14 protein-coding genes are annotated in these 19,234 nt (G+C 58.9%); 9 read left to right on the top strand and 5 right to left on the bottom strand.

The window, feature by feature from the left end; all coding sequences use genetic code 11:
- Window positions 1–61 precede the first annotated feature (61 nt).
- The 3 genes from AC4PS7_RS06420 to AC4PS7_RS06410 all read left to right on the top strand — a co-directional run bounded on the left by AC4PS7_RS06420 (window position 62) and on the right by AC4PS7_RS06410 (window position 6,896).
- Complete coding sequence (locus AC4PS7_RS06420; RefSeq protein ID WP_492179233.1) at window positions 62–1,876, top strand: serine hydrolase domain-containing protein; 1,815 nt, start codon at window positions 62–64, stop codon at window positions 1,874–1,876.
- Between the two features lie 17 nt (window positions 1,877–1,893).
- Window positions 1,894–2,685: a MipA/OmpV family protein gene (locus AC4PS7_RS06415; RefSeq protein ID WP_082054469.1), complete on the top strand. Its 792-nt coding sequence runs from the start codon at window positions 1,894–1,896 to the stop codon at window positions 2,683–2,685.
- Between the two features lie 443 nt (window positions 2,686–3,128).
- Window positions 3,129–6,896: a hypothetical protein gene (locus AC4PS7_RS06410; RefSeq protein WP_492179232.1), complete on the top strand. Its 3,768-nt coding sequence runs from the start codon at window positions 3,129–3,131 to the stop codon at window positions 6,894–6,896.
- 2 nt (window positions 6,897–6,898) lie between these two features.
- Here AC4PS7_RS06410 and AC4PS7_RS06405 read toward each other — a convergent pair whose 3' ends face one another.
- Window positions 6,899–8,179, bottom strand: a complete 1,281-nt coding sequence (locus AC4PS7_RS06405; RefSeq protein ID WP_010210078.1) for an ATP-binding protein — start codon at window positions 8,177–8,179, stop codon at window positions 6,899–6,901.
- Window positions 8,180–8,887: a winged helix-turn-helix domain-containing protein gene (locus AC4PS7_RS06400; RefSeq protein ID WP_010210077.1), complete on the bottom strand. Its 708-nt coding sequence runs from the start codon at window positions 8,885–8,887 to the stop codon at window positions 8,180–8,182.
- A 156-nt stretch (window positions 8,888–9,043) separates the two neighbouring features.
- Here AC4PS7_RS06400 and AC4PS7_RS06395 point away from each other — a divergent pair, with 156 nt between their 5' ends.
- Window positions 9,044–10,243 carry an MFS transporter gene (locus AC4PS7_RS06395; protein ID WP_045792030.1) on the top strand — a complete coding sequence of 400 codons (1,200 nt, stop codon included), beginning with the start codon at window positions 9,044–9,046 and terminating at the stop codon, window positions 10,241–10,243.
- Here the strand turns inward: AC4PS7_RS06395 and AC4PS7_RS06390 are convergent.
- A complete protein-coding gene (locus AC4PS7_RS06390; protein WP_010210074.1) occupies window positions 10,199–10,801 on the bottom strand; it encodes a MiaE family protein in 603 nt (200 codons plus the stop codon). The genes AC4PS7_RS06395 and AC4PS7_RS06390 overlap by 45 nt on opposite strands.
- A gap of 151 nt (window positions 10,802–10,952) precedes the next feature.
- Between AC4PS7_RS06390 and AC4PS7_RS06385 the strand changes: the two genes are divergently transcribed.
- The gene (locus tag AC4PS7_RS06385) at window positions 10,953–11,816 is read left to right on the top strand and encodes a universal stress protein (protein WP_010210073.1); all 864 of its coding nucleotides are present in this window, start codon (window positions 10,953–10,955) and stop codon (window positions 11,814–11,816) included.
- A gap of 131 nt (window positions 11,817–11,947) precedes the next feature.
- Here AC4PS7_RS06385 and AC4PS7_RS06380 read toward each other — a convergent pair whose 3' ends face one another.
- Window positions 11,948–12,421 (bottom strand): DUF1289 domain-containing protein, encoded by a 474-nt coding sequence (locus AC4PS7_RS06380; RefSeq protein WP_492179231.1) that lies wholly within the window; start codon window positions 12,419–12,421, stop codon window positions 11,948–11,950.
- A gap of 397 nt (window positions 12,422–12,818) precedes the next feature.
- On the opposite strand from AC4PS7_RS06380, the gene acnB reads away from it, so the two are divergent.
- Window positions 12,819–15,428, top strand: a complete 2,610-nt coding sequence (gene acnB / locus AC4PS7_RS06375; RefSeq protein ID WP_010210070.1) for a bifunctional aconitate hydratase 2/2-methylisocitrate dehydratase — start codon at window positions 12,819–12,821, stop codon at window positions 15,426–15,428.
- A gap of 216 nt (window positions 15,429–15,644) precedes the next feature.
- On the opposite strand, the gene AC4PS7_RS06370 is transcribed toward acnB, so the two are convergent.
- Window positions 15,645–16,922 (bottom strand): HAAAP family serine/threonine permease, encoded by a 1,278-nt coding sequence (locus AC4PS7_RS06370; protein WP_492179230.1) that lies wholly within the window; start codon window positions 16,920–16,922, stop codon window positions 15,645–15,647.
- A gap of 492 nt (window positions 16,923–17,414) precedes the next feature.
- Between AC4PS7_RS06370 and AC4PS7_RS06365 the strand changes: the two genes are divergently transcribed.
- From AC4PS7_RS06365 to AC4PS7_RS06355, 3 genes are all read left to right on the top strand, one after another.
- On the top strand, window positions 17,415–17,870 hold the full coding sequence (locus tag AC4PS7_RS06365) for a DUF4822 domain-containing protein (protein ID WP_492179349.1): 456 nt from the start codon (window positions 17,415–17,417) through the stop codon (window positions 17,868–17,870).
- A 44-nt stretch (window positions 17,871–17,914) separates the two neighbouring features.
- Window positions 17,915–18,358 carry a hypothetical protein gene (locus AC4PS7_RS06360; protein ID WP_047541697.1) on the top strand — a complete coding sequence of 148 codons (444 nt, stop codon included), beginning with the start codon at window positions 17,915–17,917 and terminating at the stop codon, window positions 18,356–18,358.
- Window positions 18,359–18,509: 151 nt separating this feature from the next.
- Window positions 18,510–19,103, top strand: coding sequence for a TetR/AcrR family transcriptional regulator (locus AC4PS7_RS06355; protein WP_492179229.1), 594 nt, complete (start codon window positions 18,510–18,512; stop codon window positions 19,101–19,103).
- Window positions 19,104–19,234 lie beyond the last annotated feature (131 nt).

Genomic DNA, 19,234 nt, shown 5'->3' with positions numbered 1-19,234 from the left:
AGACCGGCGAGCGCTGCGCCCCTAGCATGCGAGCATCCAAATCACCTGTCGGGTGCTCGTCATGCTTCGCACATTGCGCGGTCTTCCGTTGCTCGGTTGCCTGTTGGGCAGTATTGGCTGCCACGGGCAGTCACCTGCCCCTCCGTCAATTGCGAAGGGTGACTACAGCGCGATCATCCGTTACCTGCAAACCCGGATCCCACGGGACATGGCCCAGGACAACATCCCGGGCCTGTCGATAGCACTGGTCAACGGCCAGGAATTGATCTGGGCGCGCGGGTTCGGCATGGCCGACAAAGCCAAGGGCTTGCCTGTCACGCCAAACACGGCATTCCGGGCCGGCGCGATCTCCAAATTGCTCACGGCCAGCGCGGCCCTGCAACTGGTTGAAGAACAGCGACTGACGCTGGATGCCCCCCTGCAGCAGACCCTGCGCGAGTTCTATGTGCGCTCGCGCTTCCACGCCGACCAGCAGGCCGCCGACCGCGACATCACTTTGCGTCGCCTGCTGAGCCATCAGTCCGGCTTGCCCAGTGAACACCTGCGAGACCTGCGCAACAGCTACGCCATGGGGCAGATGCCGATGCGCCTGTCCGGTGTCTGGCTGAGCACACCGCCCGGCACGCAAGTGGCCTATTCCAACCTGGGTTATGCGCTGGTGGGCGCGGCGATCGAGCGCAGCAGCGGCAAGGAGTTTGAAGCCCAAATGCAACACAGCCTGCTCAAGCCGCTGGAGATGGATCGCGCGAGCTTTGTCGGGACCGCTGCCCAAGTAGGCTTTCGCGCCCTGGGCTATCAGGAAGGCGTCGCCAGCACCGATGCGCAACTGCGCGACATCGCCGCCGGCGGCTTGTGGGCCAGCCCCAAGGACCTCAGCCATTACGTGCAGATGCTATTTGCCAAGGGCCTCTACGGGGGCAAGCGGGTAATGGCAAGCCGCTCCATCGATGAAATGTTCACCCAGCAAAACACCGGCAATGCCCTGGACTTCGACTGCCAGATCGGCCTGGCGTGGTTTTTGGCGCCCTGTGGTGACGCGCCGGTCGGTCCTGGGGTGCGTACCTACCAGCACAGCGGCGGTGGCGATGATTTCGCCGCACAGCTGAGCCTGCTGCCGGCCCATCAATTGGCAGTGATCATCATGGCCAACGACAGCAATGCCGAAGACCTGGTCGCCAGATTGGCCACTGACTCCCTGCGCCTGATGCTTGAAGCGCAAACCGGCACGCCTGTGTGCGGCGACGACTGCCAGGCACCCCGCCATGGGCTCAAGCTGCGCCAAGTGCCGACAGCCATCGACCGTCAGCGCCTGGCCGGGTTTTACGCAACCGCCTGGGGCGTCTTCAGGATCAAGGATGATGAGCAGCGGCTGCGCGGCGAACTGGCCGGTTTCAACTTCGAACTGCTGCGTGACGATCAGGGCTGGCTGCGCGCGCAGAAGAAACTCTTCGGCTTCTGGCTCAAGGACCTCGGTGAACTGGGCCACGTACAACTCGACGTGATCACCGTGCAAGGCCGGCAGATGCTCACCGCGCGCAGCCACGGCCAACGCATCCCCATCGGTGAGCGCATCGACCCGCCGCCGCTGCCCATGGCCTGGGCCGACACGGTCGGCACCTATCAGGTGCTCAACAGCTTTGAGCCCGACGCGCCATTAAGCGGCATCAGCGTGCGCCTCGAAGAAGGCTTCCTGGTGATTCGCGGCCAACTGCATGACGAACCGCTGACCGACTACATCCTGCTGCCCGTCGACAACGCCCACGCCGTACTGGCCGGGACCGGCTATGGCCTGGGCGACACCGTGAGCCGCCAGATCAATGGCCTGAGCGCTTCGGGCTACGCCTTCAAACGTACCCATCCACCCTTGAGTTTCTGACTGACATGAAAACCCTGATGAGCCCCAAAAACCTCTGCCTGTCCATGACTTCCCTGTGTTTACTCGCCGGAGCCAACAGCGCACTGGCCGAGGACTGGACCTACAGCCTCAACGCCGGGGTGGCCAACCTGCCCCGCTACAGCGGCAGCGATGAACGCATGACTGCTCCCGTGTTCGGTGGTGCCATCGTCAGCCCTTGGGGGCTTTTTCTCGACACCGACAAAGGCCTGGGCTGGGGTTACGAAGGCAATGCCTTGAGCTTCAAGGCCTACGTCGGTGCCAGTGCTTCGCGCAAGGACAAAAACACGTCCATGCACCTCGGCGCCAAGCGTCTCAAAGGCATGGGCGAGATCAAGTCACGCCCGCAACTGGGTGTGAGTGCCAGCTACAACCTGGGCGGCGTGATTGTTGGCGCCACCCTGGAACATGCGCTCAAGGAAGATGACCACAAGGACAGCGGCAAGGCGTTCACCCACGTGGAACTGAGCCTGGGCACCAACCTGTATGAAGGCCGTTTCGGCTCCCTCGACGCCAGCCTCAACAGCCATTTCGGGGACCGTGACTACTTGCAGACCTGGTACGGCGTGACCACCGGCCAAGCCGCACGCAGCCGCTTCAAAACCTACAAGGCGGGCGCGGGCAATATCAGTAATGGCATGAACCTGGTGTGGAGCCTGCCGATCAGCGAGGACACCCAGTTCTCGACCTTGCTGGATGTGCAGTACCTGGCGGATGAAGCCGGCAAGAGCCCGATCGTGGAGCGTCGGTTGCAGACGTCGGTGATGGGTGTGCTGGAATACAGCTTTTGAGGGGGAAGTCGGCATCAACGCTCAACCCCTGAGGAGTGAAATATCCCCTCACTGAGCAGAGGGGAACCGGAGGCCTGGCACTTGCGACGAATAGTCACTGCTGCATGTGGGAAAACACGCAGTCGCTATCGTCGTTCTTCTGGAGTTTACTGATGGTCTCATCGACTCAATCCGCTACTGTTTCGGCCGCCACGTACCAGTCCCCACCACCGGATGCACAGCAACTCCCTTCACCTCAGTCGGCCCCACAAGCACCTGACTGGTTGGAACTCATAAAAAGTACCCCGCGGTATATAGCCGACGCAGAATTGGCGGGAACCTATGCCGCCGCGCTAACCCGCGCAGCCCAAGACTTGCCCTTACCGGTGACCGGAAGTGAGGCCGTTTACCCTGTGCCTGTCGACTCTACGTTCGGGCAATGGCGAAACCACCTCGACAGCCTAGTGGCGGGTGACGATTTCAAGCAGTGGGCCCACGCCAATCGCGTTGACCTATCCCGCCCCCTTCGCATTTTCCCCCCGAGCGACACCACGCCCGGTTGGATACAGGCCTACGCCAAGCCCTCGGCATCCGGTGAAGCGGGTGCGCGCGCCAGCATCCTCGCGCTGGGGGCACAGTTCAGCGACGGCCAATCGTTGCCTGCCTCGTGGCCATTGATCATGCAGACGTCCAAAACGTTAGCGGCGGGCAACATCTGCGTCTCTGTCCCTTCGCCTGGTCGGTCCGACCCCGTTACGCATGCCACGCGCCCCGCTGACCTCAAAGACATTGCGGCCTTCTATGGCGAGCAGGTGCCCCATAGCCGTGAAGCGCTCACAGAACGCGCGAATGACGTCAAACACGCTAACACCTTTCCCCTGCCTGGTGCGGTGCTCTCACCCGCACAATTTGAACTGCGCTCAGAGACCGCGCTGGAACAGCAGCAGAGGGAATGGGGCGATGTTCGTAACAACACGCGCCTGTGCCAACTGTTGTCCACGGCAATCACGCCACCCCCCGCCTCTGCCAACGCGACCGACAGCCCTCCCTCTTTCATTGATTCGCCACACACCTCGGAACAGGCTGCGCAACACGAAAAAACCTTGATTGCGCAAATGCTCGACAGTGACGCGTTCAAGTTAAACGTGGACCCCACTTCCTGGTACGTTCAGGATGAGCAGTTGGCACCGGAGGCCAGCGTCAGCCTCAGACGATTCATCACCGACAAGGGGTGGATCGTTCCGCAGACCAAAGACGACATCAACAACTTGATCAAGTCCATTCAACGCGGGCCCTTGCCTTCCATCCCCCATGGCAATCTCACCGGCGCCTTGAGCTGGGCGGCGGCACTGACGCTGGATGAAAAAAAGCAGCTCTACAGCCACATACGCTTTAACAACCTCAAGCTACCGGACTTGGGTGCTTCGCACGCCGTGAACAATGAAGGAGGGGCTTTTACCTACCTGACGAAAAATCGCCATTGGACAGACGCCGAGCTGAACGCCCCACGAGAAATCGTAGATGACCTCCTTCGCTCGCCAAAAGCCCGGACGCTGGAAGCTGCCCTACAGCGGAAAATGGGCGTCGCTGGCGATACCGACGGCTCTGACATGACCCTCGCGGCGATCCTGTTGGGGCTGGATGCACCCACGGCCCATGATGTGGCGAAGAGAAATGAATGTGCCGGTTTCGACCTCGCGGCCCCATGTTTCTATGGGCAGCCGCTGAGTCACATCAAGCAAGCGTTGATCCCCCATTTGGCCGAGAGTGGCCGTTGCACGACCAGGATGGCCCCCGTGGCGGCGTTTATGCTGCTATCAAGTGCCGCGCCGGAACTGCTGGTCAAGGACATCCCCGCTGACGTGACTTACGGTTCACCGGCGTGGGCCACCCTGAAAGCCACAGTGGCCTACATAGAAGCAAAGAGCCCTGGCAGCAGTTCCCTCATGAGCTTTGCTGAAGTCGTAAAATTCGCGGCAATCGATCCGGTTGCTACAGAAGACCAAGCGCTATTGAATGCGGCCAAATTAGACATGGTCATCGATTGGGCGTTAGTGCATGGCGTCCTCTCGCCATCGCCTACAGGGCGTTATTCAGACGAACAGTTGGACACAGCGCAGAAAACGTTCTCCGAGGTCATGAGCGAGCTGCAAACAACCCCCGGGGACATCACCGCGAAGGTTCCACTGCTCAAAGACCAGGCACTGGAAGAACTGGGGAAGCGCTATAAGAATGTGCCCTTTGAACTGGCCGTGCTCACAACGCCCCAGGCGCGGGCGAATAACGCCCTCAACAACGATATATTACATACCAACACGGGCCCTTATTCCCTATTGGACCTTTATCTCTCAGGCCGAGCGCCAGCCCCGCAGGAGGACAACACATGGTATTCATTGAGAGAACAGGCGCTTCCAGGAACAACCACCGGATTACTTCACCACCTCCCGGATATCAAGTCCGTACACCGCCTTGCTGTGGCCAATTATCAGCAACGCAGGGAAAGCGGGCTGGTCACCCTCAGCAAACATCTCATTGCGCAACAACCGATCAGCGATAGAAAGCAGCTGGAATATGGAAAACTCGAGATTTTCATTGAAGGCACCGTCATCAAACATCGAGTCATCACCAAGTCCGGCGCCGTCAATCTTGACCAATCAACGCCGAGTCAAGATCCGAGCAAGCGCGCGTTGATCATCAAGTCAACGCATGAGAACAAAGTAAAATTCTATGAATTTTGCCCGCAACACAACTATCTGAAAGCCCGCGATGACCTTGGCAGCGCATTCGTTCCAGGCCCTCAAGGGCTATGGATCAAGGCGCCCACACCTCATCTGGCAGGAGAAAAATTCTCCAATACAGCCATCACGCCATTTAGCGTCTCGCAGACCGACAGCCATAAGTTACAAGCCATCACGCCGCCGGCAGACGCCAGTGTCCCGGCATCGTATAACAGTGCACGCAATCAGTTTCTGGGGGAGTTGCTCTCCAAGCACACCCTCGGTGATGTCGAGCTTGAACAACTGGTGAATGCCAGCGGCCACACAACGCGATTTGACGAAGAAGATGAAGAGTTCGAAAGGAACAGAGAGGTGCTGTTCGCCTCGATGGTTGTCGTGAACCCCATCAGAAACGTGCTCAACGGCGATTGGCTTGCGGTGGCGTCCGACATCGTATTCGATGGTGTCATGTACTTGACCACCGCGGGTCTGGGCAAGGTTGCTGGCGCAGCGGCCAAGCCGGTGAATAGCGCGTTGAAACAAAGCGGTAAACCTTTCGGACGACGGCTGTTTACACAAACACCGGCTCAGCCTTCCGGTGGGCTCAACGCTAATTTCCATAAGTTCTCGCCAGGAAAAACCGGGCAATATGACTTTTCCGACCTCGCCCGAAAACCTGACATCGCGCAAGGCACTTACAAAAGAGGCCTTACCGAATTCTCCACACCAGCAAGGTTCGATAGAACAACCCGCAAATGGTATGCGGTAGATCCAAAGACCAACAAAACGTATGGAAAGCCCTTGGAGGACTTCAAGCCACAGGTGTCTGCAGCGCCTGGCACAAGCACACCTGCCATGACACCTCAGCAGCGCGCACTGGACATAGGATTGAGCCGCGACAATGTCATTCAAATGGGCGGGCCGATGAGGGATCTGAAACTGATTGGCAATGAAGTTCATACCTTCACCGATACCTATAAAGGCACGAACCGCCTCAATGTCGTCGCACACGGTATCAAACGAAATTGGGTTGAGCGGATCACAGGTGACGGTACGAAGATAATCATGGACAACACGCTTTATGATGCGCCTGGGTTAGCGAAGCTGCTGAGAGCAAAGGGTGTGGACCTTACTTCTGCCGATAACGTACGCCTTCTGGTGTGCTACTCCGCTGAAGGCAGAAGCAAAGCATTTGGGCGCCTCTTTCAACAAGAAATAAACAAACCGGTCAAGGCGTTTGAAGGGACCGTCTCATTGACGCATGGCTCGACATCCGTAACCGCCATACGAAACGGAGTACGAAATGAGGTGTTGCGAAACTATCCCAATGGGACGTCGGCAGTTATTGAGCAAGCCACCGATCTATTGACGGAAGGTTTATTTAATGGAAAAGCCATTCCGCACATCCAAAAAAACCATGGTCAAACCATCAGGATCAATATCGCTCCGCCCGGCCTGCCTCCTATACATGACGACCTGAGAATCACTTATAGGCCGCGCCAATTCACTCGATAACCCTATGACTCAACGTACGCCCACGTCATTCGGAATGAGGCGCCGCCCCATTCCGAGTCCAACACCTGCACCTGGCCGCCATGCCACTGCGACACCCGCTGCACCAGCGCCAGGCCCAGGCCGAAGCCGCCGGTACGGCGATCGCGACTCGCGTCCAGGCGCATGAAGGGTTGGAAAATCTTCGCCCGGCCGTCCTCCGGGACGCCGGGCCCGTCGTCACACACCCGCACTTCGTAGCCGCTGCCGAACTTGACCAGCGAGACTTCCACCCGACGCTCGGCGTAGCGGATGGCGTTGCGCAACAGGTTGATCACCGCACGTGCCATAAAGCGTGGCTCGATCTGGATAAAGTCCACCTCGCACGTGCGCAACGACAATTGAATACCTGCCGCCTCGGCCTCCAGGGCCACACTGCCGATCACGCTGTCGAGCCAGCTGAGGGCCTCGATGCTTTCGCGTGTGACCTGGGTGGCGCCACGTTCCAGGCTGGCATAGGTAAGCAGTTCGGAGACCATTTCTTCCAGTTCGCCCAGGTCTGCATACATGTCAGCAATCAATTCGCCACGCTGGCGCGGGTCGGCCTGCTGCTTGAGTTGGTCGAGTTCGAACGAGAGGCGTGCAATGGGCGTGCGCAGTTCGTGGGACACGGCGTTGGTGAGTTCGCGCTGGTTGGCGATCAGGCTTTCGATACGCTCGGCCATCTGGTTGAAGTGCCCCGCCAGCTCACGCACGGTGGAACGGCGCGGCAGCAGGATGCGCGAGCTGAGCTCGTTGTCACCGAAACGTTGCGCCGCCAGACGGATATGCTCCAGATCGCGCCAGTGCGGCCGAACCCAGAAATACAGCACGATCGCCAGGCTCAGCCCCAACAGGCTGTAGGCCCACAAGTACAGCCATTTAGGCTCGTCGGGCAGCTTGATATTGAGCAATTGCGGGCCGCCGTCGAGATTGGCGATGAACTCCATGAAATCGCCACGCACCACCAACTGCCCAGCCGCCAGCAACTGTTGCTCACGCGGGTTCAGCGCCAGGTCATCGCGCTGGACCAGTTTCAGGTGCAGACCGTAATGGGGTTGCAACTCGCCCAGACGCGCTTGGCGGGCATCACCGAGCAAGGGTCGCAACTGCTCGACCAAAGCATAGGCCGGGCCGCGCATGGCCTCGCGGTTATAGGTTTCGTTGGCCTCGGGAAGAAGCTCGTCGAACGTGTAGTTGACCAGCCAGATAGCGCCCGCCAGGCCTAGCGCAAGGATGATGTACAGGCGGATATAGAGCCGCAGCATCTAGGCCTCCCACGCAAACGGGTTGAACAGGTAGCCCTTGCCCCAGATGGTCTTGATGCACACTGGTTCGCGCGGGTTGTCGTTGAGTTTGCTGCGCAGTTTGCTGATGTAGACATCGACACTGCGGTTGAGCCCGTCGAACGCAATGCCGCGCATGCGGTTGAGGATGTCATCGCGGGACAGGATCGTCCCCGAGTTACTGGCCAGCAGCCACAGCAATTCAAACTCCATGGTGGTGAGGTCGATCTTGTCATCGCCAAGGCTGACCACGCGGCAACTGCGATCGATGGCCAGCCGCCCGAAGGCCAGCGCCCCGCGCACCGTCGGCTCCGGCGCCTGACGTCGTTGCAGGGCACGCAGGCGCGCCAGCAACACAGGGGGCTTGATCGGCTTGATCACATAATCGTCGGCACCGGACTCCAGGCCAAGGATATGGTCCAGGTCGTCTTCCTTGGCCGTGAGGATCACGATCGGCGTGTCGGACACCGCGCGAATTGCGCGACACACATGCAGGCCACTCTGGCCCGGCAACATCAGGTCAAGTACGACGATCTTCGGCTTGAACGCGAGAAACGCCGCCAAGGCCTCATCGCCCCGATGCTCCACGCGTACCTCAAAGCCATGCTGCGCGAGAAAGTGCGCGATCAGCCCTGCCAGTTTTTCGTCGTCCTCAACGAGCAAGACCTTGCCCAGCCCCAGGTTTTCCATAAGTTCTCAGTCTGCAGACACGGATTGAAGAGCGGGCATTATAGGTGGCAAGCTGGACAACTGAAGCCGCTGGCCAGGATTGGCCACGAAGGTTCATGTTTTTAAGAGTTTTTAACAAATAACCTGCAATCTTTAACGCCAACCACAGGGAGTTGTATGCGCAAGGATTACCTGGCGTTCTTTGTTTCGCTGTTCTTGTCGCGGCTGGCCGACCAGATTCTGCTGTTTATCGTGCCCTTGATCGTGTTCCAGACTACCCAGAGCGTGGCTTGGGCTGGACTTGCATTCTTTGTCGAGTCGCTGCCGCGTTATCTCGCGTTCCCGGTGTGTGGCGCATTGTGCGACAAGTTCGCGCCGGTGCGCATCCTGCATATCAGCCAGGTTTGCCGGGCGCTGGCTTGCGGGGTGGCCGTGGTTTTGTACGGGGTCTTCGACGGCATCCTCTGGATCGTGCTGCTCTCGGCGCTCTGCGGCGTGTTGACGACCCAGGGCATCATGGCGCGGGAAGTGTTGATGCCTCATGTCTTCCCCCACTACAGCTATGCCAAGACGCTTTCCTATTCGCAGATTGCTGACCAGAGCGGGCTGGTGCTCGGGCCTTTGGTGGCCGCGCTGATGCTGGAAGTGTGGGCCTGGCACTGGGTCGTACTCGGGGTGGCCGGGCTGTTTTTATTGGCCGACCTGGCGATGCGGGCGTGGCAACGCTCCAGCACGACACAGCTGGAAACGTTCGTGCAGCATCGGGATATCTGGCTGCAGCCACTGAAGATTGCCTTCGGGCATATCCGCAGCCTGCCGGAACTGAAGCGGATCATTACGCTGGCCGTGGGCGTCAACTTGATCATTGGTGTCACGCTGGCCACATCTGCGGCGATGGTGACCGGCCAATTTGCGCAAGACAAGGACACCTATGCCCTGCTGCAGGCAGCCGGCGCCTTGGTGACCATCGGGATTCTGTTTTACCTGGCGCGGGCCGGGCTCCCGCTGAGGGTGCTGGGCGGGTTGTCGTATTCGATGATTGCGGTAGGTGCAGTGATCATGGCGATCAGCCCCGGCATCTGGCTATACGCCGTGGGCTTCCTGCTGGTCACCGGTTTCGACAAGATGTTCAACGTCTACCTGCGCAGCACCCGTCAGCGGGTGATTCCCGTGCAGGACTTCGGCAAGACCGTGGGCGTGATCACCTTGCTCAACAACCTGCCGCAACCTTTGGCAGGCTTGGCGATAGCAGTGTTGGCAGCACCGCTGGGTACACAGCCGGTGATCCTGCTGCTCGCCGGAATCACCGCGCTGATCGGCGCGGCCGTGGCCTCAGGCTGGCACGCCACTGTGAAAGCGGAACTCGATGTCGGGTGACTCGATCAGTTCCTGCTCGGCCGCCCTCACCCGCTCGATCACCTGGGCGACGTCCTTGGCGTCGCCGTATTGGTAGGCCAGCTTGAGGTAACCCTGGAAGTGCCGCGCCTCGCTTTTCAGCAGGCCGAAGTAAAACTTGCCGAGTTCTTCGTCCAAATGCGGCACCAAGGCTTCGAAACGCTCACAACTGCGCGCTTCGATAAAAGCGCCCACCACCAGGGTGTCCACCAGCTTGACAGGTTCATGGGTGCGCACCACTTTGCGCAAACCCGAGGCATACCGACCAGCATTCAATTGGCGCAACTCGACTTTGCGCTTTTTCATCAGGCGCATGACTTGTTCGTGGTGCACCAGCTCTTCACGGGCCAGGCGCGACATCATGTTGATCAGGTCCACATGGCTGTAGTACTTGGCGATCAGGCTCAGGGCGGTGCTGGCGGCTTTGAATTCGCAGTTCTTGTGGTCGATCAGCAGGGTGTCCTGATCGGCCAGCGCGGCCTGGACCCAGGCGTCAGGGGTGCGGCAACCGAGGAATTCGTGGATATCTGGCAGGTTCATCGGGCTCACGGGCAAAAGGATCACAAAAGGCCGGCGATTATACCGACCCCGCCGCAGACCACCAGCCACCGGCCTTGATGTGCATCAACATGACGTCTGCCGTGCAGCAACTATAGTTGTTCCAGGCCCACCCTTTTTGGAGATCCCGACCATGCAAGCCATCCGCAGCATCCTGGTGGTCATCGAGCCCGAGCATTCGGAAAGCCTGGCCCTCAAGCGTGCCAAGCTGATCGCTGGGGTCACCGGCGCGCACCTGCATTTGCTGGTCTGCGACAAGAAGCACGAGCACTCGGCGCTGCTGGCCCTGCTCAAGTCGGGTTTGCACGAAGACGGCTACAGCGTCAGCACCGAGCAGGCCTGGAATGCCAGCCTGCATGAAACCATTATCGACGTGCAGCAGGCGGAGGGTTGCGGGCTGGTAATCAAGCAACACTTCCCCGACAGTCCATTGAAAAAGGCGCTGCTGACGCCTGCCGACTGGAAGTTGCTGCGCTATTGCCCGACAGCGGTGCTGCTGGTCAAGACCGCCAAGCCATGGACCGGCGGGGTGATTTTGGCGGCCATCGATGTCGGCAATACCGATGGCGAGCACCGCTCCCTGCACAACGCGATCATTGACCATGGTTTTGATATCGCCAGCTTGGCCAAGGCGCAATTGCATGTGATCAGCGCCCATCCGTCGCCGATGTTGTCGGCGGCGGACCCGACGTTTCAGCTCAAGGAAACCATCGAGGCGCGTTATCGCGAGCAATGCAAGGCGTTCCAGGCAGAGTTTGATGTGGACGACTCACACTTGCACATTGAGGAAGGCCCGGCGGATGTGCTGATCCCGTTCGCTGCCCATAAGTGGCAGGCAGCCGTGACAATTATCGGTACGGTGGCGCGCACCGGGATTACCGGGGCGCTGATCGGCAATACGGCGGAGGTGATACTGGATGCCGTGGAAAGCGATGTGCTGGTACTCAAGCCCGACACGCTGATGGATCAGCTGGGAGAACTGGCTACCAAGGCCTGACGGGGTCTTCCGAACGACTGCGATCAACTTTGTGGGAGCGGGCTTGCTCGCGAATGCGGTGGTTCAGTAAATTATTCATTCACTGACACACCGCATTCGCGAACAAGCCCGCTCCCACATTGGGTTGCGCGTTATCCGTTGGAAAATACATCTTTGAGAAAGTTTGGCGCGATATAGCGCTGGTAGTGCGCCTCTGACAGGATAAAAAACTCCCGATCAATGGCATCACGCAGGTCCGGCAAGGGCCAGTCGCGAAATTCCGGCAACAGCACCATGCCGTAAGCCTCCAAGTTGGAAATCACCCGCGCACCACGGGCGATCAACTGGTATGCCCAGCAATACTCGGACTGGTGCGGCACGAAGCGAATCTTGCGCTGCTCCAGCTGGCCGCGCAGGGTCTTGGGGTCGAACACCTCCAGCTTGCCGGCCATCACCTGCACCAACAGTTGCTCCAAGCGTAGCCAGACCTCGCGTTTTTCCTCTTCGTTATAGCCATTCCACTGGATCACTTCGTGGTGGAAGCGCTTGCAGCCACGGCACACGAGATCGCCGTAGACCGTGGAGCACAGGCCGACGCAGGGGGTCTTGATGGTTTGGTTGGACATGGGCAACGACACGCAAATCAGCGAAACAATGCGCCATGTTAGCCCTTTGTCTAAGCGTGATCACCCTTCAAACTTGGTGAGGCAACTTACCTTTAGAAATTTTTTGCCGTAGAATCATCCGGCCTTGTAAGGCGCCAATAATCCGCTGGAAGCTGTTTTCAAAGCGTCACGAGCACAGTCGTTCCTTCAGAACGGTGTTGGCGATGGTCCATGACTCGGTAGGTCAGAGCCCTCGCCAACCCTCATCAGCTCCGTTCTGCAGGCGTAAAACTTTGAAAGCAGCTTCTGTGAGGAATGCCGGCAGCGCTGGCTTTGCGGCCCAAAAAGCCCCTGAGCGCATGCGTGCCGTTCATTTCTGGATGAGCGTCCCGTGGGACCACTGATGAGGGTAATAACTGTGCTTGAAGCCTACCGCAAACATATCGAAGAGCGTGCAGCCCTGGGTATTGTTCCCCAGCCGCTTAACGCCGAACAAACCGCAGGCCTGGTCGAGCTGCTGAAAAATCCTCCGGCTGGCGAAGAAGAATTCCTCGTTGACCTGATCACCAACCGCATTCCACCAGGCGTTGACGAAGCTGCCTACGTCAAGGCCGGTTTCCTGTCTGCCCTGGCCAAGGGCGAAGCCACTTCCCCCCTGATCGACAAGAAACGCGCCGTTGAACTGCTTGGCACTATGCAAGGCGGCTACAACATCGTGACCCTGGTTGAGCTGCTGGACGACGCCGCACTGGCTCCGGTCGCCGCCGCCCAACTCAAGCACACCCTGCTGATGTTCGATGCGTTCCACGACGTGGCTGAAAAAGCCAGGAACGGCAACGAACACGCCAAAGCCGTGATCCAGTCCTGGGCCGACGGCGAGTGGTTCCGCAACCGCCCTACCCTGGCCGACAAGATCAGCCTGCGCGTCTTCAAGGTCACCGGCGAAACCAACACCGACGACCTGTCCCCGGCTCCTGATGCCTGGTCCCGTCCTGACATCCCGCTGCACGCCCTGGCCATGCTGAAAATGGCCCGTGAAGGCATCGTGCCGGATGAGCAAGGCAAGACCGGCCCGATGAAGCAGATCGAAGAGATGCGCGGCCAAGGCTTCCCGATCGCCTACGTCGGTGACGTGGTCGGTACCGGTTCCTCGCGTAAATCCGCGACCAACTCCGTACTGTGGTTCTTCGGCGACGACGTGCCTTACGTGCCGAACAAGCGCGCCGGCGGCTTCTGCTTCGGCAGCAAGATCGCTCCAATCTTCTACAACACCATGGAAGATGCTGGCGCACTGCCAATCGAGTTCGACGTTACCAACATGAACATGGGCGACGTGATCGACCTGTACCCGCATGCTGGCAAAGTCTGCAAGCACGGTACCGATGAAGTCATCACCACCTTCGAAATGAAGACCCCGGTGCTGTTGGACGAAGTCCGCGCCGGCGGCCGTATCCCGCTGATCATCGGTCGCGGCCTGACCGACAAGGCCCGTGCCGAGCTGGGCCTGGGCCCAACCGATCTGTTCAAGCTGCCGGAAGCGCCTGTCGACACCGGCAAAGGCTTCACCCTGGCACAGAAAATGGTCGGCAAGGCCTGCGGTCTGCCAGAAGGCAAAGGCGTTCGTCCTGGCACCTACTGCGAACCGAAGATGACCACCGTGGGTTCCCAGGACACCACCGGTCCGATGACCCGTGACGAACTGAAAGACCTGGCGTGCCTGGGCTTCTCGACCGATCTGGTGATGCAGTCGTTCTGCCACACCGCGGCCTATCCAAAGCCGATCGACGTGACCACCCACCACACCCTGCCTGACTTCATCATGACCCGTGGCGGTGTATCCCTGCGTCCAGGCGACGGCATCATCCACAGCTGGCTGAACCGCATGCTGCTGCCGGATACCGTCGGCACCGGGGGTGACTCCCACACCCGTTTCCCGATGGGCATCTCGTTCCCGGCCGGTTCCGGTCTGGTCGCGTTCGCCGCAGCCACTGGCGTCATGCCACTGGACATGCCGGAATCGATCCTGGTGCGTTTCAAAGGCAAAATGAAACCTGGCATCACCCTGCGTGACCTGGTTCATGCCATTCCTTACTACGCGATCCAGTCGGGTCTGCTGACCGTAGAGAAGAAAGGCAAGAAGAACGCCTTCTCCGGCCGCATCCTGGAAATCGAAGGCCTGAACGACCTGACACTGGAGCAGGCTTTCGAGCTGTCCGACGCCTCGGCTGAACGTTCGGCTGCCGGTTGCACCATCAAGCTGTCGAAAGAGTCGATCACCGAGTACCTGAACTCCAACATCACCCTGCTGCGCTGGATGATCGGTGAAGGCTACGGTGACCCACGTACCCTGGAACGTCGCGCCCAAGCGATGGAAGCCTGGGTCAAGAACCCTGAGCTGATGGAAGCCGATGCCGACGCGGAATACGCTGAAATCATCGAAATCGACTTGGCCGAGATCAACGAGCCGATCCTCTGCGCACCGAACGATCCGGACGATGCCCGTCTGCTGTCGAGCGTTGCCGGCGAGAAGATCGACGAAGTGTTCATCGGTTCGTGCATGACCAACATCGGTCACTTCCGCGCGGCCGGTAAGCTGCTGGAGCAAGTCAAGGGCCAGCTGCCTACCCGTCTGTGGCTGTCGCCTCCGACCAAGATGGACGCTCACCAACTGACCGAAGAAGGCTACTACGGCATCTACGGCAAGGCTGGCGCGCGCATGGAAATGCCGGGCTGCTCGCTGTGCATGGGTAACCAGGCACGTGTAGAACCGAACTCGACCGTTGTGTCGACGTCGACCCGTAACTTCCCGAACCGTCTGGGTGACGGCGCTAACGTCTACCTGGCTTCGGCCGAGCTGGCGGCAGTAGCTTCTACCCTGGGTCGCCTGCCGACCGTCGAAGAGTACATGGGCTACGCAGCGAAACTGGACACCATGGCCAGTGACGTCTACCGCTACCTGAACTTCGATCAGATCGCTGAGTTCCGCAAGATCGCAGCAAGCGCCAACATCCCGGTGATTCAAGCCTAAGGGTGTGTTGACATAAAAAACGCCGCGTATCGCAAGGTACGCGGCGTTTTTTTATGCCTGCAAAACAGCATCGGCAACACCCTAAACCAACTGTGGGAGCGGGCTTGCTCGCGAATGCGGTGTATCAGTCCCGGATGATGTGACTGATACATCGCATTCGCGAGCAAGCCCGCTCCCACATTTTAACCCTGCGCAGTCGGATAGACCGCATCAGGCTCAAGCAAAAAGCGAATAAACCACTGCAGTGATCGCCACCAGACCAACCGCCGTGACAAACACATTGGACGCCTGCCCACGGTACTTGGCCATGGCCGGCACCTTGCGGATGGCATACATCGGCATCAGGAACAGGATCGAAGCAATGATCGGACCGCCCAGCGCCTCAATCATGCCGAGAATGCTTGGGTTCAATGTCGCCACAATCCAGCACACCACCAGCATGAAGGCGGCGGTCATGCGATCCAGGCGCTTCGCACCCGGACGACGACCCGTCTTCAACACCAGGCCCTTGAGGCCTTCACTGGCACCGATGTAATGCCCCAGGAACGACTTGGTAATCGCCACAAACGCGATCAAGGGGGCTGCGAACTCGATGGTCGGGTTATTGAAGTGGTTGGCCAGGTACGACAGGATCGACAGGTTCTGTGCCTTCGCCTCGGCCAGTTGCGCCGGCGACAGGGTCAGCACGCAGCTGAACACGAAGAACAGCACCATCACCACCATCAACAGATGCGCGCGGGACAGGATCTGCGAGCTGCGCTCATCGGCATGGATGCCGTACTGGCGCTTCTGGTCCACCGCGAAGGCCGAGATGATCGGCGAGTGGTTGAATGAGAACACCATCACCGGGATCGCCAGCCACAAGGTGTTAAGCAGGGCGGACGGCGTCGGGACCTGAGTGGCGGTGCTGAGGATGCCGCCATTCCAGTGCGGGATCAGGTAAACCGCCAGGAACAGCAAGGCGACGATAAACGGGTACACCATCAAGCTCATGGCCTTGACGATCACTTGCTCGCCGCAACGCACCACGGCCAGCAGGCCGAGGATCAGCACGAACGACAGGATCGCCCGTGGCGGCGGCATGATGTGCAGTTGATGCTCCATGAAGCTGGCGACCGTGTTGGTCAACGCGACGCTGTAGATCAGCAGGATTGGGAAGATCGCGAAGAAGTACAGCAACGTGATCAGCGCGCCGGCCTTGATGCCGAAATGTTCTTCGACAACGTCAGTGATGTCCGAGCCTTCACGGCCAGACAGCACGAAACGGGTCAGGCCACGGTGGGCGAAGAAGGTCATCGGGAACGCCAGCAACGCAAGGATTACCAGGGGCCAGAAGCCGCCCAGGCCGGCGTTGATCGGCAGGAACAAGGTACCGGCGCCAATAGCGGTGCCGAACAGGCCAAGCATCCAGGTGGTGTCCTGGCGGCTCCAGCTCGTGAGGGTTGCAGGTGTCGTTGCATAGCGTTCGTCGACGCTATTGGCCTGATCATTCATCCGGTCGGATCTCCGCATTTACATAGCCGGGACGAGTCAGAAAAACCTGACAGGCAGCGCCCCGACCATAGAAGGGCCGTGATTGTCCGGGATTCTCTTGAATAAGCAAAGACTTAGCTGAGGAACGGTGTACCGGTGCAGGCGCTCGAGGGCCGCCATAAGCGAAGGTTGCGGGCATGCCAACATCATTTGGCGCGAGCGGAAAGTGCTCTTCACGGCTGCACCCAAGTCGTCGCGTTTAAACTGAACTTGGCCTATTTAGAGAATCGGCCTACAACCCAATCAGACGCAAATAGCTATCCAACTAAAATAATAAGCAAAGTGCGGCGTTAATTGTTACACAACCCTACATAGTCATTGAGCAACCACCCACGTTGAAACTAATATCACCCGCAGCAGACCCCACAAAAAACAACGTCGCTTATTGAAAACAACAGGAATTCGACAATGCGAAGATTTAAATGTGTGCTCATCAGTCTGTTACTCTCATGCATGTTCAGCGCGCACGCCAATAGTGCAGAACAGCTGGAACCTGAAGCGGACATTCAAGCGCTGGCCTCTTCTGCGCAATGGTTGACCACCAAAGTCTATGTTGAGGGGGAACCGGACAAAGACGTCAAGGCCAACTACCCCGGCGTCGTTGGCATATCAATGTGGGATCCACTGCGCAATCGCTATGAATTCTTCTACACCGACACCGGCCGTTCAAAGCATGCCGATGGCGGCGGCGGGTATTTCATGGTCACGGGAGACCGCAAGACCCATATCCTGTTCCCTGATCTCGGCCCGAATAGAACAATCGTCAGGCGCCTGGAGAAACTTGATAACCGTGAATTCACTTACTCTCGCGAAGTACCGCACAACATGATCCCCACGCAACCGCCCGTACGCATCTATGTCGTGCACGCCCCCTATAAAGGCCCAATCAAGACCGCCATGTCGAATTAATCAAACATCGCCAATACAAACAACAATGAGCAAGGTGCCCAATCATGAATAAAAGTAACCCTCTCCATTTATTGTTATTACCTGCACTACTGGCCGCCGCGCTATTGCCAGTTTCAGCAACTGCACAAACCGCTGTTGCGCTGAATGAAAAGACTACGCCCATCACTGCCGATAACGCCGTCATGTTGACCGTGTTTCTTAAACATGATCAATCCCGCCCCTTGGGCGAGTTAAAAACGCAACTGGCCAGGCAAGCGTTCCACGCGGTATTTCCACCGCCCGGGGTGGAAGTACTGAGTTGGAACATCACCATGGGCATTGGACAGGTCGTCGTGCTCCGTCTCCCGGCCTCGCGCCTGGCAGAGGTCAACCTGGCAATCGAAAACAGCGCGTGGGGGGTGTACACCACGGAATTTTTTCCTACCTACAATTTCATGCCTATTGCACAGGCAGAGCAAGACAAGGCGCGACGCAGCGCCCAACAGTGATCGCCTGACAGCGGTTGCGCCCCAATGCGCAAAAGGGGCGCAACGGAGCGGCCTCTCGGGAATAATACATGCCCGCATAAATCTATTTAAGAATGGCACCCATTCCTGTAGTTTTCATACAGCACCCGCCCTTCTTCCTGTGAGCCCTGCCATGCCTCGCGTTTCACGCAAACAAGCCGAACTCAACCGCGAAATCATCGTCGAGGCCGCCACGCACCTGTTTCGCGAACGCGGCTTGCACGGTATCAGCCTGTCGGACGTCATGGCTGCAGCCGGCCTGACCCACGGCGGTTTCTACGGGCACTTCGCCTCCAAGGAAGCCCTCGCCACCGAAGCTTGCCAGCAGGCATTCGAGCAAGCGAACTTGGGCTGGCAGGCAAAAATCGATCGCAGCGTAGATCAGCAGGCGGCCCGTGAGGCCGTGATGGGGCCTTATTTGACCGCCACCCATCGCGATAACCCCGGAGACGGCTGCCCAGTGTCGGCATTCGCCCCGGACATGTGCCATGAGCCGGCCGACACGGCCTTGCAACATACGTTTATCGAAGGCGTCGAAAAGTCGCTGGATATATTCGCGCAGTTGCACGATGAAGACCGCCTGGGCCTGCTCGCAAAGTACGCAATGATGATCGGAGCAGTGACACTGGCACGTGCGACACGTGGCAATGACCTGTCGGATGAATTCCTGATTGCTGCACGAAAGGCCCTGTTACCCGTTGACAGCCCTTCACCCGTCCCAGCATGATCGGCCCATGAACCTTATCCAGCTCGCCCTCACCCGTACCACCACCACGACCGCTTCCGGCGGGTCGCGCGGTGGCTGTGAGTGCTTGAGCTAGACACTTCACAGATTCAACCCAAGGCCCCGCCAGCAAT

Source organism: Pseudomonas sp. DW-iso3, from assembly GCF_058725305.1.
The sequence above is the reverse complement of the archived record's forward strand: the minus strand, read 5'-3'. Positions and strand labels throughout refer to the sequence as shown.

Coding starts and splice junctions, on each gene's coding strand:
- AC4PS7_RS06420 (WP_492179233.1), top strand. CDS start 62: ATGCTTCGCACATTGCGCGGTCTTCCGTTGCTCGGTTGCCTGTTGGGC.
- AC4PS7_RS06415 (WP_082054469.1), top strand. CDS start 1,894: ATGAGCCCCAAAAACCTCTGCCTGTCCATGACTTCCCTGTGTTTACTC.
- AC4PS7_RS06405 (WP_010210078.1), bottom strand. CDS start 8,179: ATGCTGCGGCTCTATATCCGCCTGTACATCATCCTTGCGCTAGGCCTG.
- AC4PS7_RS06400 (WP_010210077.1), bottom strand. CDS start 8,887: ATGGAAAACCTGGGGCTGGGCAAGGTCTTGCTCGTTGAGGACGACGAA.
- AC4PS7_RS06395 (WP_045792030.1), top strand. CDS start 9,044: ATGCGCAAGGATTACCTGGCGTTCTTTGTTTCGCTGTTCTTGTCGCGG.
- AC4PS7_RS06390 (WP_010210074.1), bottom strand. CDS start 10,801: ATGAACCTGCCAGATATCCACGAATTCCTCGGTTGCCGCACCCCTGAC.
- AC4PS7_RS06385 (WP_010210073.1), top strand. CDS start 10,953: ATGCAAGCCATCCGCAGCATCCTGGTGGTCATCGAGCCCGAGCATTCG.
- AC4PS7_RS06380 (WP_492179231.1), bottom strand. CDS start 12,421: ATGTCCAACCAAACCATCAAGACCCCCTGCGTCGGCCTGTGCTCCACG.
- AC4PS7_RS06370 (WP_492179230.1), bottom strand. CDS start 16,922: ATGAATGATCAGGCCAATAGCGTCGACGAACGCTATGCAACGACACCT.
- AC4PS7_RS06365 (WP_492179349.1), top strand. CDS start 17,415: ATGTTCAGCGCGCACGCCAATAGTGCAGAACAGCTGGAACCTGAAGCG.
- AC4PS7_RS06360 (WP_047541697.1), top strand. CDS start 17,915: ATGAATAAAAGTAACCCTCTCCATTTATTGTTATTACCTGCACTACTG.
- AC4PS7_RS06355 (WP_492179229.1), top strand. CDS start 18,510: ATGCCTCGCGTTTCACGCAAACAAGCCGAACTCAACCGCGAAATCATC.